Source organism: Exiguobacterium sp. HVEsp1, assembly GCF_002009685.1.
GTDB lineage: Bacteria > Bacillota > Bacilli > Exiguobacteriales > Exiguobacteriaceae > Exiguobacterium > Exiguobacterium profundum.
Map to the genome: position 1 here is coordinate 788,957 of NZ_KV917367.1, position 12,726 is coordinate 801,682.

A 12,726-nucleotide genomic window follows, 5' to 3' on the forward strand; every position below is an offset into this window, starting at 1 on the left:
TTGTTCCATGTAGAACAATTCGATACGGAACGGTAAAGGAGTGAATGAGGATGACCGAGACAAATACAAATCGAGCACGGGAGATGATGCAATCATTTTGGCGTGTGCAACGTGTCCTGATTCGTCTCATGCATCAGACGGCGCAACAAAACGATCTTACATTGCCTCAACTTCACGGTCTGATGATGTTGAATGAACAGGGTGCGATTACGCAAAAAGAATTGGTTCAGCGAACGAGAATGCCAAAGAGCACGTTAAGTCAATCGTTAGATGGTCTCGTGGAGAAGGGTTTGATTCGTCGAGATATCAACCCGGATAATCGGCGAGAGGTTGTGTTGACGATTGACCAATCGGGCAAACGTTTGATTGAAGAGATTGAGCAACAAGAAGAAGGAACGGAATATCAATTGAATCAAATTTTGTCTCGTCTCGATGAGGATACGTATCAACATATGCTTACAGCTCATCAACATATTGCAGATGGATTGAATGAAGGGTTCACAGATTGTGAAGGAGTGTGTCGACATGATTAAGTTATTGAAACGTCTCGTTACTTATAAATGGGCTGTTCTGATGGTTTTATTGTTTGTGTTCGCGCAGTCGTTAGCAGATTTATTTTTACCGACGTTGATGGCGGACATTATCGATAATGGAGTCGTGACGGGTGATACCGGCTACATTTGGCGAATGGGCGGAATCATGCTAGGTGTCACGGGACTTGGAGCCCTTGCTGCCGTTGTGGCCAGCTTTTATTCTTCAAAGGCGGCGATGGGATTTGGTCGTGATTTGCGAAGACGCGTGTTCAATCATGTGGAACGTTTCTCACTTGAAGAGTTCGATCGTGTCGGGACGGCTTCACTCATCACCCGGACGACAAACGACATCACGCAAGTCCAGCAAGTCATCATCATGATGCTACGGATGGTCGTGAGTGCGCCAATCATGTTTGTCGGCGGATTGATCATGGCGACCTCGAAGGATGCAAAGTTGTCTCTTGTCATTGTTGCTGCCATGCCGGTACTCGTCCTCTCGATTTTCCTCATTTTTTGGAAGGCGATGCCGTTGTTTAAAAAGGTACAGAAGCGATTGGATCGACTCAATCTTGTTCTCCGAGAAAATTTGACGGGCATCCGTGTCATTCGGGCATTTAACCGTGAAAAAGAAGAACAGGTTCGATTGACAGAGGCGAATGAACGGTTGACGGACGTCTCAATCAAAGTGAACCAAATCATGGCGTTCCTCATGCCGGTCATGATGCTCGTGATGAACTTGACGGTTGTCGGCGTCATTTGGTTCGGAGGGATTCGGATTGATAACGGTGCGATGGAAATCGGAGATTTAATGGCGTTCATCCAATACGTCATGCAAATCATGTTCGCACTCGTCATGGCCTCAGTCATGTTCATCATGGTTCCTCGGGCCTCAGTGTCTGCCAACCGGATCAACGAGGTGCTCGAAATGACCCCCTCACTGATTGATGACGGGACAAAGACCGCGGACATCGAGAAAGGAACACTCGAGTTTGATCACGTCACTTTCTTTTATCCGGGGGCTGAAGAACCAGCATTATCCAATGTGAGTTTTTCGGCGAAACCAGGGGAGGTCACAGCGGTGATTGGAGGTACGGGGTCTGGTAAATCAACACTCGTCAATTTGATTCCAAGATTTTACGACGTGACGTCTGGGATAATTCGAGTGAACGGTGTCGATGTTCAAACGGTCCCTCAAGAAGAACTTCGTTCGAAGATTGGATTCGTTCCTCAAAAAGCGTTGCTCTTCACAGGTACGATTGCGGAGAACATTCGATATGGGAAGGCCGATGCAACAGCGGAAGAAGTCGTTCATGCCGCATCCATCGCGCAGGCAAGTGACTTTATCGAGAAGATGCCAGACCGATATGAGGCTGTGATCGAACAAGGTGGGTCAAACGTGTCGGGTGGTCAAAAACAGCGTCTGTCGATTGCGCGAGCTCTCGTTCGGAAACCGGATTTATATGTGTTCGACGACAGTTTCTCGGCACTTGATTTTAAAACGGATGCCGCCCTTCGCAAAGCGTTAAAAGAAGAAACGAAAGATGCGACGGTACTGATTGTTGCACAACGTGTCAGCACGATCATGGACGCCGACCGAATCATCGTTCTAGAAGAAGGAGCCGTTGCCGGAGTCGGGACACATGAGGAATTATTTGCGACGAATGCGGTCTATCAAGAAATCGTGAAATCGCAATTGTCTGAGGAGGAAATCGCATGAGTGAGAAACAAGCAAATACGCGACAAACTCATGGGGGACACGGCGGTCCAGGAGGTCCGGGCGGTGGAAATATGATGATGATGGGCGAAAAGCCAAAAGCATTCAAAGTCACGTTCCGTCGTTTGCTTGCCTATTTGAAACCACGGCGAAACACGTTGATTGCTGTGTTTGTCGCGGCGATTTTAAGTACAATCTTTATGATTGCCGGTCCGAAAATCATGGGAATCGCCATCACAGAACTGTTTGAAGGGGCATATGCGAAGTTTACAGGTGTGCCAGGGGCAGAAATTGATTTCACGAGAATCGGACAAATTTTGTCGCTCCTCGCTGGCCTTTACGTCATCAGTAGTCTATTCAACTACGTGCAACAATATTTGATGTCCGGTGTTGCCCAAAAAACGGTCTATGATTTGCGCGAAGACGTGAACAAAAAGTTAGAACGACTTCCGCTCAAATATTATGACGGACGCTCGAACGGGGAGACATTGAGCCGGGTGACGAATGACATCGACTTGATTGGGAGTACGCTACAACAGAGTGTCACGTCATTCATTACTTCCATCGTCACCATCATTGGGATTTTGATTATGATGCTGTCGATCAGTCCTCTGTTGACGGTCATCTCTCTTGTGTCCCTTCCGCTCACGATTTTTGCGATTCGTCCGATTTTGAAACGGTCGCAACAATATTTTTCCGATCAACAGCGTCACCTTGGACGACTGAACGGCCATGTGGAAGAAATGTATACAGGGCACGCGGTCGTCAAAGCGTTTGGTCGGGAAGAGACAGCTGTGCGTGAGTTTGACGATGTGAATGAGGAGCTTTACGATGCAGGACGGAAAGCGCAATTCATTTCCGGAATCATCATGCCGATGACGATGTTCATCGGGAACATCAGCTATGTATTGATTAGTGTCGTCGGCGGTATTTTGGTCACGCAGCGCAGCATCTCCATCGGTGACATTCAAGCGTTTATCACATATACACGTCAGTTCACCCAACCAATCACCCAGACAGCGAATATCGCGAACATCGTCCAGTCGACGGTTGCCGCGGCGGAACGTGTATTTGAACTGCTGGATGAAGAAGAAGAAGTGAAAGATGTGACGACCTATCAATTAGAACGTGCCGAAGGAAATGTCACGTTCCGTCATGTCGATTTCGGATACGGCGACGACCTACTCATTCAAGATATGAATCTCGATGTGTTGACGGGCCAAACGGTGGCCATCGTCGGTCCGACAGGCGCCGGCAAAACGACGTTGATTAATCTCCTCATGCGTTTTTATGAGTTGAATGGTGGAGAGATATTCATCGATGGGAAAGACTCGCGTAAAATGTCGAGACAAGATTTGCGACATACGTTCGGAATGGTCTTACAGGACACGTGGCTATTCAACGGAACGATTCGTGATAACATCGCCTATGGGAAAACGGGTGCGACTGAGACGGAAATCGTCAACGCGGCGAAAACGGCGCATGCGGATGCATTCATTCGAACATTGCCAGACGGATACGACACCGTGTTGAATGAAGAGGCCAATAACATTTCACAAGGTCAAAAACAGTTACTGACGATTGCGCGAGCAGTATTGGCGAACCCACCGATTATGATTTTAGACGAAGCAACGTCGAGTGTGGATACGCGTACTGAGATTTTGATTCAACAGGCGATGAAACGGCTGATGAACGGGCGGACGAGTTTCGTCATCGCTCACCGTTTATCGACCATCAAAGATGCGGATTTGATTTTGGTTATGGACCAAGGTCGGGTCATTGAGCAAGGAACACATGAATCGCTTCTTGAAGCTGGTGGTTTTTATGAAGAACTTTACAATAGTCAGTTCGCTGAAAAAGAAGTCGTATAACTAGAATACAGGTTTTGGGGCAATGTGATTAGGCAAAAGACGTACGAGATGAGTTTCGTACGTCTTTTTATTTTGTGTAACAATTACAAATCCGTTAAAATAAAAAAATGGGATAAAAAATGGAGGAACAATTATGGTTAAAATCTTACTTGCGGAAGACGAAGAAGTGCTACGCATGCTTGTTATGGATACATTAGAAGATGAAGGATATGACATCGACGAGGCACAAGATGGAATTGAGGCCTATCGATTGATTGAAGAAAATGAATATGATTTGGTCATTGTGGATCATATGATGCCCGGCATGACAGGGCTTGAAGTGATTGAAAAAGTACGGAAGTTACCAGGGCGACAAGAGACGAAAGTGATGATGTTGACGGCGAAAAGCCAACAATCTGACCGTGATTGCGCGAACGAGATTGGTGTCGACTACTTCATTTCTAAACCGTTCAGCCCACTTGAACTCGTCAAAATCATAGGAGGCATCGTGAAGTGAAAAGGTGGTTTAAACAAAAACTCGGACGCGACATCATGGTCGTCCTCTATTCCTTCCTCGTCATTGCGTTGGTCGGATCGGTATTGACATATGTCTATATCGAGAACCGTTTGGAGGCGAACGAGTCGAGATTGCGTGAAGTCGATGAACGTGTTAACCGATTGACGGAATTGTGGGATGAGTGGCAGACCGATCAATACGATACGCGTGGCTATCTCTTATTTGGCGATACAGCATCGCTCGAACGAGCAAGCGCGAACGAGGCAAAGTTTCAACAGGAAATCAATTGGTTCAAAACACAAGTCCAGACGCGCCAAGGAGAATTGTTCGCAGAAGATCTTCAAAAGTTCCACGACTTTTACTATGATGTGATCATTCCGGTGACGTATGAATATGCCCAAGCGCAACAAGATGGGGAAGTCACAGAGACGTTTATCGAGGCTCAAACGATTGCCGAGTTGCCGACGGCTCAGCGCTTGATCGATCAAGGACTCGTCCAATTTAATCCGCAACGTGGAATCGACATCCTCGGACCGATTGATGAGGTAGAGTCTGCGCTCGGAGAATATCGTGAGTTGATGGCATCTGAAAAAGAGGCCGTCTACGCTGAATGGCGACAGAACAACAATATGCTTCAATTCTTGTGGATCATGAGCATCGCCTCGTTCGCCGTATTGATCTTATTGTTTGTCCAGCCGTTCCTACGCCGTCAAACACGTTTGATTTCACGACTTTCCATCGCATCGAACCGCTTGTTAAAAGGGGAAATCGTTGATTTGAGCGATCAGATGAAACGTGAAGATGAGATTGGGACGATGTCTCGATCGTTCCATAAGATGGCCGAGACACTTCGTGATAATGAACGACACTTGATTGAAAAAAACCATGAGTTGCAAGCACAACAAGAAGAGTTGATTGCCCAACAAGAAGAATTGCAGGCACAGCAACAAGAACTAGAAGAAATTTTAGAACAGACGCAACAAAACGAGCAACATCTCGCGTATCGGAATGAATTGACGGAGACGTTGGCATCACGCGATTCGCTTACGGCCTATCCTGAAATCATCGAGAAACTGGTCACGATTACAGATTCGGAGGTCGGTGCACTCGTGTTTGTGGATGAGTCCGGCACGTATCGTGTGACGAGTCATGGTTTGAACGACACGTTGTCTCGTCAGTTGCTCGATAGTGAAAATTCCGTATTGACGCGCGCGATGACATTGAAGACGACGGTACATTCGTCGAAACAAGTCGCAAGCGACCATCCGCTCCCGTATCCGTATTATATGTTTGAGACGGCGGTACCGGTCCATGACCCGACAGATGATTCAATCATCGCGTTCATCTATCTGGTCCGATACAAAGATCGCTTCACCCAAACACAAATGGGTGACATCATGTCATTCGCTCGTCAGCTCTCACTTTCTCTCTTACGGATGCGTCTATTTGAAGAGATGAAACGGGAGAAAGGCAAGACGGAGCGAATTCTTGATTCGATTCGAGAGGCAGTCGTCTACATCGACCATTCGACAAATGACGTGTTCGTCAACCGTCCGCTCTACGAGATGTTCCCTGAGTTAAGTGACGTCAGTTCACAAGACCTTGAAGAAGAAACGTGGGAAGAATGGCGGAATCGTCTTGTTGAAACGGTCGATCAAGCGGAGGACTTTACGAAGTATACGAATCGCCTGTTCACCGAAGATTTCCCACATGACAGTGTCAGCTTCTCAATCCGTAAAGGCGAAATGAACTTGCAGATGTATGCGGAACGCATCATTGTCGGTGGTCTATCGAAAGGTACGCTTCTCGTCTTCCGAGATATCACGAGTGAGACAGAGGCGGAGCGATTGAAGAGTGAGTTTATCTCAACCATCTCGCATGAACTGCGTACGCCGCTCTCGTCCATCTATGGATTCACGGAATTGATGGTCAAAAAACAGTTGCCGAATGAAAAACAAGCTAAATACTTGGAGACCATTCACTCCGAGACGGAGCGTCTGACACATCTCGTCAATGACTTCCTCGATGTGCAGCGAATGGAATCCGGTAGTCAAATGTATGACCGGGAACAGCTTGATATCGAGCCGGTCGTCCGAGACATGTTGACGTTCTATGAGGCATCGTCGTTAAAACATGAATTCGAATTGATTGCGGATGATGCACGTCCATATGAATTATTCGTCGATTGCCAGAAGTTCAAACAGTTGATGAGTAATCTATTGTCGAACGCTGTGAAGTATTCTCCACGGGGTGGAAAAATCACGGTCGAACTTGCGCATCACGAGCAAATCGTGTCCATTAAAGTGAAAGACGAAGGAATCGGGATTCCAAGTGACGCGCTCGATCGCTTATTTGATAAGTTTTATCGTGTCGACAACTCCGACAGTCGTGAAATCGGCGGTACGGGGCTCGGATTACCGATTTGTCAGGAAATCGTCCGTGGTCACAACGGCCAAATCCATGTAGAATCGATTCAGCATGAGGGCTCGACGTTCATCGTTGAAATCCCAAGCTATGAGTACGCTGTCCAAGAGGCAGAGACGACTCCTGTATAATGTATGGGCCATCCCTTGAGGATGGCTCATTTTTTAGAATCGTTCGCTTGACCAATCGGGAGAGAATTCGTGTACAATGAAGACTGTACAACATCATAAAGGGGGGCATTTGAATGCCACTGATTGCATTCTTGCACACGCACGTTACGAGCTGGATTTTGTTACTTATTTTGTTTGCCGTGGCCTATATCGGTTATAAGAACGGCAACAAGAGTGGAAAAATCGCACATATGGCGTTTCGACTCATGTTACTCATCGCATTCGGAACAGGACTTTATCTCTACCTTCAGTTGAATGGTGGCGGGACATTCTATCACGTGAAAATCACGGTCGGTTTATTAACTTTGATCTTCGGTGAGATGACGCTCGTCAAAGTCAAAAAGAAAAAACCGTCAAACGGACTATTTGGCGGGTTTATCGTCTTGGCGCTCATTACGATTTTCATCGGCTATGCATTGCCTTATGGACAATCTTTCTTCAACAGCTTTATTCAATAAGACGTTCCCACTTCGCACACCGAAGTGGGATTTTTTTGTTTGTACACAAATTATTAGGGGAAAATAAAAAAATCAGTAATTACGACGATGAGGTGAAACGATGGATCAACAGATGATGGAATGGACACGAGTTTTACACGCGCGGAAATGGATGAAACAAACTGAATCATTTTTACCCTTATGGCACGGCTATATCGGCTACAAGTTCGGACTATTCGATGCGCTTCAAGGTGGCGCGAGCATGGCGGAGATGAATTTACGTCTAAAACGCCCATTGACACAACTTGCGCTAGAGCGTTGGTTAGAAGTCGGGGTCGCCGTCCGTCATTTGAAAAAGAGAGGCTGGCGCTACTATCCGACGCGTGGATTAAAATATCAATTATCCGGTAACGATGAACGGAGCATCGGGTTCATGCTTCAAGAAATGATGGAGCTTCATATCCCCGCGTTAATCGCTTATCCGGAATTTCTAGAGTCTGGGAAGCAAAAGACGTTTGATGGAGCTGAACACGGTCAAGTCGTCGCGAAGACATCGACACTCGTCGAAACGGTCGCATTTCCAATCGTGCAACAACTTTTACGACAGGCAAATGTCGAATCGATGCTCGATATTGGATGTGGGCACGGCGGCTACTTACGTAAACTCCAAGCGCTCGAACCGAGTTGGGAACTGACAGGCATCGATTTAGAGGAAGAGGTAATCGAAGAGGCACGCTCGCGAGACGAGAGTGGTGACATTCATTTCGAAGTAGCTGACTTCATGAACTGGGAAACAGAAGAGCAATTCGATGCGGTGATGATGAACAATATGCTGTATTACTTCTCACCAGAAGAACGTATCAAGTTGCTTGAGAGACTACGGGAGCGTTTAGAAGAAAAGGGTATCGCCATTCTCGTGACCCCGCTCGCCGAAACAGCGCTCGGTGGACGATTCGCTTCCGCGTTCAATGCGTTTATGACACTCCACGATAATCTGTACCCGCTTCCGACCATTCCACGATTGCGCCGGCAGATGCAAGAAGTAGGTTTTGATCAAATCCGCTTCATCCCATTCATTCCGGAAGGTTCTTGGTATATCGTCATCGCTGAGCGAGGGAAGACGAACCTGCTCAATCAACCGATTCAAAATTGAACTTGTCTCCCGTCATTCCTATAATGATAGAGAAGCATAAGAGACTATTCACATAGGGAGTTGTTGAGTGTGTCGAAACAAAGAGTTGCCGTTATTGGGGCAGGACCAGGTGGATTGGCTACAGCGATGCTACTGGCGCATCGTGGTGTAGACGTCACCGTATTTGAGAAACAACCGTTTGTAGGCGGAAGAACGTCGCGCTTAGAAGTAGGTGAATTTGCGTTCGACCGAGGGCCTACGTTTTTGAATATGCCTTATATTTTAGAAGAAATTTTTGAAGAGACAGGGCGTAATCTGCATGATTATGTCGAGATGAAGCAGTTGGAGCCGATGTATGATTTGTACTTCGACCGTGGGACGCGTCAACTCTCGATGACAACAGATCGTGATCAGATGTATCGCGCCATCGAAGAACAATTTCCAGGGAATGGCGAAGGTTACGAACGGTTCATGAGTGAACAGGCGATCAAACTGTCTAAATTGATGCCTGTGCTTCAGACCGCACATGACAAGCTTACCGACTATGTCTCGTTGCGCGTGCTCAAGGCGCTACCGTTCCTCTCGATCGGTAAATCGCTTTATGACGTCTTGTCCGAGTACTTCACGAGCGAAGAGTTGAAGTATGCGTTCACGTTTCAGGCTAAATATTTGGGGATGTCCGCTTGGGAATGTCCGGGTGGATTCTCCATTCTATCTTACATGGAACACGCCTACGGAGTGCATCACCCGATCGGCGGAGTGAACCAGCTATGTCATGCGATGGCGAAAGTGATTGAAGAAGAGGGAGGCGTCATTCGTTTAGGCGAACCGGTAGAACGTCTTCTCATGGATGGTCGGAACGTGACGGGTCTCGTGTCCGGAAGTGTCCATTATGCGTTTGATGAAGTCGTGATTGGTGCGGACTTCGCACATGCGATGACGTCGCTCGTTCCAGACGGTAAACTAACGAAGTGGAGTCCGACTCAACTCAAGAAGAAGCATTACTCGTGCTCGACATTCATGCTTTATCTCGGGCTCGATCACATCTACGAAGATGTGGCGCATCACTCGATTCACTTCGCGGACGATTATGAATTGAATGTCAAAGAGATGACACAAGAATTGAAATTGAGCGAGGACTTCTCGTTTTATGTACAGAATGCCTCACGCATCGACCCGACACTTGCGCCTCCTGGCAAGTCATCGCTTTACGTTCTCGTACCGGTGCCGAACAATTTATCTGGCCTCCCGTGGGAGACGTTACAAGCGACCATGACAGAGCGCGTTCTCGACGCGCTTGAGACACGTTCCCCTTACCGAAACATCCGTCAACACATCGAGGTGATGGAGGCGTTGACGCCTGAGGACTGGGAAGCGTTTGGTGTATATGAAGGTGCAACGTTCAATCTAGGGCACAACTTATCGCAGATGATGTATTTCCGCCCGCATAACCAATTCGAAGAGCTCGACAACGTCTGGCTCGTCGGGGGTGGGACCCACCCAGGAAGTGGGCTGCCGACCATCTTTGAATCAGCGCGGATCACGACGAACCTTTTGCGTGACCGGGCAGGTGTCGGTCGATGAATATTAGCTTTGTCGGAGCAGGGGTCGGTACACTATATGCCGCCCTCTTATTGACGAAACGCAATCCGTCACTTCAACTCACGATTTATGAGAAAGAGGACCGGGTCGGTGGACGCTTGAACTATGTTGAATTCGATAATGGGGCGAAAGTCGATGAGGGTCCGACCATCGTCTTATTGCCGAGTAAACTGAAGCAACAACTGATTGAGGCGGGTCTTCCTGAACATGAAGTGGAGTTGATTGAAGTCGATCCGCTTTACCGCTTACGTTATCAAGACGGGACATCATTCTATAAATATCGGGAAATCGAGAGACAGGCGGAAGAAATCGAACGAACTTTCGGCGAAGGAGATGCCTTCCGTCATTACATGTCCCAAAAGAAAGAAGAGTATCGGATTGGCTTCGATACGTTTTTAGATCGTAGCTATGCCTCGAAGACGGAGTTGTTCGAGCCTAAACTACTTCTCCTTCTCATGCGGTTAAAAGCATATGAGACGGCTCATGCGAATATGAAACGCTTCTTTGAAGACGAACGTTTACGTGTCGCCTATAGTTTACAAACGCTCTATATCGGCGGAAATCCTTATGCCACTCCTTCGTTATATGGACTCATTCCTTATCGTGAACAAGAAGAAGGAGTCTGGTATGTAAAAGGAGGATATTTTTCGCTAGCGACGAAAATGGAACAAGAGTTGAAGCGTCGAGGTGTTCATTTCGAGATGAATGCTACCGTCAATCGTGTCCATGTCACGGACGGGGTGGCCAATGGAGTCACGGTAAATGACGAATATGTACCGTATGATGCAGTCGTCGTGAACGGTGATTTTCCACTCATGGAGCGCCTGATTGATGGTGTGACGCCAAAGACGTATGAACCGTCAAGCGGTACGTTACTTCTTTATTTCGCCGTCAACGGCGAACTTGACTTACCGATTCACCAATTCGATTTACCGAATGATTTTGAAGGATCGATGCGTACGATCTTTGAGGATGGTAAACTAAGTGAGTATCCAGCGATGTACACCTTTAATCCATCGCGAATGGATGTAACCCTCGCGCCAGAAGGAACGAGTGTATTATATGTTCTTGTCCCGGTTCCTCGAAAATTGGAACGAGAAGACTTTGAGGCACAAGGGACAATCGAACACCTATTAGGAAGAATCGAGGCATTCATGCCTGATTTCCGTGAACGCGTCATCGAGATGAAAGTCCGGACACCGATGGATGCTGAGCGATTCGGATTGTTCGAAGGTGGAAGTTTTGGGATTGCACCAAAGTTATCTCAGTCAGCCGCCTTCAAACCACAAGCGAGACCATTCCCGAAAATCGAACGCCTCTATGCGGTGGGCGCATCCGTCCATCCATGCGGTGGCGTCCCCATCGTTATGATTGGGTCGCAATTACTTGTGAAAAAAATGGAAGAAGAAATGGGGGCAATGCATCGTGACGACACAAGAAGCGTATCGTCAATGTGAGGAAATCATGAAGAAGGGCTCGTTAACCTTTTACCGGGCCTTCTCTTTGCTCTCAAAACCAGACCGTCAAGCGGTCATGGCAGTATATACTTTCTGTCGCACCCTCGATGATGCGGTCGATGAATCAGACCGTCCAGAAGAGAGTTTGGCAGCATTTTTGCATGACTTCGACCGCTTTTTAGCTGGTTACGACCAAGATGAAGCACTATGGGTTGCCCTTCGTGATGTGTGGAAACGTTATGACATGGACGTCGAACCATTTTTTGAATTGGCGGAAGGGATGAAATGGGACTTACATAAGTCGCGGTATGAAACGCTCGAAGAGACCGAGCAGTATAGCTATTATGCAGCGAGCACGGTCGGTCTGATGCTGCTCCCGATCCTTGTCCCAAATCAGGACGCTGCGACGACACGTCAGCTAAGGCAAGGCGCCATCGACCTTGGCATTGCGATGCAACTGACCAATATTTTACGTGATGTCGGTGAAGATTTGAATCGAGACCGCATCTATTTACCCCGTACGATGATGCGTCAGTACGGTGTGAGTGAAGCGATGTTACACCAACGAGAAGTGACCCCTGTCTTTATCGATCTATGGGAGGCGTTGGCGAATCGTGCAGAGTTCTTGTATGAACGGGCACGCAAAACCCATCATCTGTATCCACTCGCGAGTCGAAAGCCGGTACAAGCAGCGGCTCTTCTCTATGAAGGGATTCTTGATGCGGCACGTGCGAATCGACATGACGTCTTCACAAAGCGGGCATACGTATCGACCTTACAAAAAGGAAAGTTGTTGGCAAAACTATAAGCGATTCGATTCCCTGTAGACGCTCGATGGCGTCTACAGTTTTTTGTACGCAAAAAAAACCACTTTTGGCGGGGGACCAAAA

Annotated in this window: 10 protein-coding genes; all 10 read left to right on the top strand. The window is 47.5% G+C overall.

Features of this window, described 5'->3' with window-relative positions; translation table 11 throughout:
• Positions 1-50: 50 nt before the first annotated feature.
• The 10 genes from BV910_RS04105 to BV910_RS04150 all read left to right on the top strand — a co-directional run bounded on the left by BV910_RS04105 (position 51) and on the right by BV910_RS04150 (position 12,644).
• Complete coding sequence (locus BV910_RS04105) at positions 51-533, top strand: MarR family winged helix-turn-helix transcriptional regulator (RefSeq protein WP_078146436.1); 483 nt, start codon at positions 51-53, stop codon at positions 531-533.
• The gene (locus BV910_RS04110; RefSeq protein ID WP_078146437.1) at positions 526-2,250 is read left to right on the top strand and encodes an ABC transporter ATP-binding protein; all 1,725 of its coding nucleotides are present in this window, start codon (positions 526-528) and stop codon (positions 2,248-2,250) included. The genes BV910_RS04105 and BV910_RS04110 overlap by 8 nt, the downstream gene beginning before the upstream one ends.
• Entirely contained in the window at positions 2,247-4,118 is a 1,872-nt protein-coding gene (locus BV910_RS04115) for an ABC transporter ATP-binding protein (protein WP_078146438.1), read from the top strand. The genes BV910_RS04110 and BV910_RS04115 overlap by 4 nt, the downstream gene beginning before the upstream one ends.
• 133 nt (positions 4,119-4,251) lie before the next feature.
• Positions 4,252-4,614 carry a response regulator gene (locus BV910_RS04120; protein WP_015880966.1) on the top strand — a complete coding sequence of 121 codons (363 nt, stop codon included), beginning with the start codon at positions 4,252-4,254 and terminating at the stop codon, positions 4,612-4,614.
• The gene (locus tag BV910_RS04125) at positions 4,611-7,169 is read left to right on the top strand and encodes a sensor histidine kinase (protein WP_078146439.1); all 2,559 of its coding nucleotides are present in this window, start codon (positions 4,611-4,613) and stop codon (positions 7,167-7,169) included. The genes BV910_RS04120 and BV910_RS04125 overlap by 4 nt, the downstream gene beginning before the upstream one ends.
• Positions 7,170-7,282: 113 nt before the next feature.
• The gene (locus BV910_RS04130) at positions 7,283-7,666 is read left to right on the top strand and encodes a YisL family protein (protein ID WP_015880968.1); all 384 of its coding nucleotides are present in this window, start codon (positions 7,283-7,285) and stop codon (positions 7,664-7,666) included.
• 100 nt (positions 7,667-7,766) lie between these two features.
• Positions 7,767-8,798, top strand: coding sequence for a class I SAM-dependent methyltransferase (locus BV910_RS04135; protein ID WP_078146440.1), 1,032 nt, complete (start codon positions 7,767-7,769; stop codon positions 8,796-8,798).
• Between the two features lie 69 nt (positions 8,799-8,867).
• Complete coding sequence (locus BV910_RS04140) at positions 8,868-10,361, top strand: phytoene desaturase family protein (protein WP_078146441.1); 1,494 nt, start codon at positions 8,868-8,870, stop codon at positions 10,359-10,361.
• Complete coding sequence (locus tag BV910_RS04145) at positions 10,358-11,836, top strand: phytoene desaturase family protein (RefSeq protein WP_078146442.1); 1,479 nt, start codon at positions 10,358-10,360, stop codon at positions 11,834-11,836. The genes BV910_RS04140 and BV910_RS04145 overlap by 4 nt, the downstream gene beginning before the upstream one ends.
• Positions 11,805-12,644, top strand: a complete 840-nt coding sequence (locus BV910_RS04150) for a phytoene/squalene synthase family protein (RefSeq protein ID WP_078146443.1) — start codon at positions 11,805-11,807, stop codon at positions 12,642-12,644. The genes BV910_RS04145 and BV910_RS04150 overlap by 32 nt, the downstream gene beginning before the upstream one ends.
• Positions 12,645-12,726: the final 82 nt, after the last annotated feature.

Bases quoted from the DNA above. Each gene is read 5' to 3' on its own strand.
- BV910_RS04105 (WP_078146436.1), top strand. From the start codon at position 51: ATGACCGAGACAAATACAAATCGAGCACGGGAGATGATGCAATCATTT.
- BV910_RS04110 (WP_078146437.1), top strand. From the start codon at position 526: ATGATTAAGTTATTGAAACGTCTCGTTACTTATAAATGGGCTGTTCTG.
- BV910_RS04115 (WP_078146438.1), top strand. From the start codon at position 2,247: ATGAGTGAGAAACAAGCAAATACGCGACAAACTCATGGGGGACACGGC.
- BV910_RS04120 (WP_015880966.1), top strand. From the start codon at position 4,252: ATGGTTAAAATCTTACTTGCGGAAGACGAAGAAGTGCTACGCATGCTT.
- BV910_RS04130 (WP_015880968.1), top strand. From the start codon at position 7,283: ATGCCACTGATTGCATTCTTGCACACGCACGTTACGAGCTGGATTTTG.
- BV910_RS04135 (WP_078146440.1), top strand. From the start codon at position 7,767: ATGGATCAACAGATGATGGAATGGACACGAGTTTTACACGCGCGGAAA.
- BV910_RS04145 (WP_078146442.1), top strand. From the start codon at position 10,358: ATGAATATTAGCTTTGTCGGAGCAGGGGTCGGTACACTATATGCCGCC.